The following is a 1,562-nucleotide window of genomic DNA, read 5'->3' on the forward strand; positions in this document are numbered from 1 at the left end:
GGTCAGGTTGCGGAAGCCCAGGGCGGAGCCGCGCCCACCATGACCACACGAGCCGATCAGGCTGCGTGACTACCGACTGATGCTCCTATAGGTGTCAAGCAACGTCGAGCCAGGCCCGGTAGGCGGTTGCGAGTTCGGCGTTGGGGCGTCGGCCTCGTTCGAGTTCGGAGATGCGTGCGGGTTCTGCGCCGAGGCTGAGGGCGACGTCGAGCAGGGTGGCGCCTCGCTCGTGGCGCAGCTGCCTTAGGTCGTCGGTGCGGGGCACGAGGTGGGGCTTGGTCAACAGGCGGAAGGCTTCACGCGCAATGGCACGTTTCAAACATCTCAGGATGTCCTTCTTCGTTTTCCCAGTGCCGCGTAGACGAGCTGCGTAAGCCTTGGTGCGAGGGTCGCTGGACAGGCGGACGAGCGCGATTTGGTGGAGTGCCCAGTTAGCTTGCCGATCGCCACCGCGGTTGAGGCGATAGCGGGTGGTCTTGCCCGAGGACGCCGGGATGGGGCTGGCCCCGCACAGCGCGGCGAACGAGCCTTCTGAATGCATCCGCTGCGGGTTGGCTCCGGCCGTGATCAACAGTGTCGCGGTGGTCACGACGCCATAGCCCTTGGTCGCAATCATCGCTGGCGCTGCGGTAGCGACCAGGACGCGTAGTTCCTCGTCGACATCGGTGATCTCTTGATCGAGGTAAGCGCACCGGCGGGCCAGGCGCCGTAGCGTGATCGCGGTCGCAGCGCCCACGCTCGTGATGGCGCCAGACGGTCGTGTCGCGGCCAAGCCGGCGATGAGTGCCTTGTCGCTGACCGCGCGCCAGCGCGTGCGAATGCTGTCGGGGGCTGTGACCAGCAGAGACTTAATTTGGCGGGCGGCGGCGACGCGGGCTTTGATCGCGCTGCGGCGGGTGGCCAGCAGGACGCGGATCTGCTCGGTGTGCCCGTCGCTGTTCTTCGCGTGAGGGAGGGTTTCGGGTTCGCTCAGTGCCTGCCGGGCTGCGGCGTAGGCATCGATCGGGTCGGACTTGCCCGCGCGCCGTGGTGCGCGTTTGGGCCGGATGATTTCTCGGATGGGGACGTCGCGGATGCTCAGGTAGCGAGTCAGGCCTGCGCCGTAGGAGCTGGTGCCTTCGATGCCGATCAAGGCGATGGACCCGAAGGCTTTCACGTAGGCGTGAAGTTGCTCGTATCCGGCCGGGGTCGCGGGAAATTCGTGGTCGCCCAGGCGCCGGCCGGCCGAGTCGAGGACAGCGACGTGGTGGGTGTCGCTGTGGGTGTCGACGCCCGCAACGACGTGCGAGGCTGCGGTGACTTCGAGGGTAGGTGTTGTCATGATGGGACTCGTGCTTCTCTTCGCGGGGAGCACGCGCTGGCCGGGGGTGGGGCAGACAAGACGTTGATGGGGTCGCAGCCAAGCTCGTATGAAGTCATGCTCACCCCGGCCAGCGCGAACCAGACTCGGATGCCCGCACCGACGGCACGTGGGCGAATCAGTTGCAAGGCAAAGCTGAGCGCCTGCCAGTCACCTATGGAGTCACACGCGCCGCCGGCGGGGCCCTTCCATCATCAACGTC

At 66.5% G+C, this 1,562-nt stretch carries 1 protein-coding gene; it reads right to left on the reverse strand.

Annotation, left to right across the window (positions count from 1 at the left end; all coding sequences use genetic code 11):
- Positions 1-94 precede the first annotated feature (94 nt).
- Positions 95-1,321: an IS110 family transposase gene (locus tag J4Z35_RS14010; protein ID WP_243755124.1), complete on the reverse strand. Its 1,227-nt coding sequence runs from the start codon at positions 1,319-1,321 to the stop codon at positions 95-97.
- Positions 1,322-1,562: the final 241 nt, after the last annotated feature.

The organism is Dermacoccus sp. NHGro5 (assembly GCF_017565385.1).
GTDB classification, from domain to species: domain Bacteria; phylum Actinomycetota; class Actinomycetes; order Actinomycetales; family Dermatophilaceae; genus Dermacoccus; species Dermacoccus nishinomiyaensis.